Source organism: Citrobacter sp. JGM124 (genome assembly GCF_018257795.1).
Lineage (GTDB): Bacteria > Pseudomonadota > Gammaproteobacteria > Enterobacterales > Enterobacteriaceae > JGM124.
Window position 1 is genome coordinate 1 of the sequence record NZ_JAERJD010000042.1, and the last position, 503, is coordinate 503.

The 503-nt window shown below is 51.7% G+C and carries 1 protein-coding gene; it reads left to right on the forward strand.

Annotated elements, in window-relative coordinates; all coding sequences use genetic code 11:
- Positions 1-503 (forward strand): GTP-binding protein (locus JK154_RS17640; RefSeq protein ID WP_211994029.1); only part of this gene is annotated, 503 nt, incomplete at both ends.

Genomic DNA, 503 nt, shown 5'->3' on the forward strand with positions numbered 1-503 from the left:
AACGTCGGTACTATCGGCCACGTTGACCATGGTAAAACAACCCTGACTGCTGCCATCACCTCCGTACTGGCTAAAACCTACGGCGGTGCTGCTCGTGCTTTCGATCAGATCGATAACGCACCAGAAGAAAAAGCTCGTGGTATCACCATCAACACTTCTCACGTTGAGTATGACACCCCGACTCGTCACTATGCGCACGTTGACTGCCCAGGGCACGCCGACTACGTTAAAAACATGATCACCGGTGCTGCTCAGATGGACGGCGCTATCCTGGTTGTTGCTGCAACTGATGGCCCAATGCCACAGACTCGTGAGCACATCCTGCTGGGTCGTCAGGTTGGCGTTCCTTACATCATCGTGTTCCTGAACAAATGTGACATGGTTGATGATGAAGAGCTGCTGGAACTGGTAGAAATGGAAGTTCGTGAACTTCTGTCTATGTATGATTTCCCAGGCGACGATACTCCAATCGTACGTGGTTCTGCTCTGAAAGCGCTGGAAGG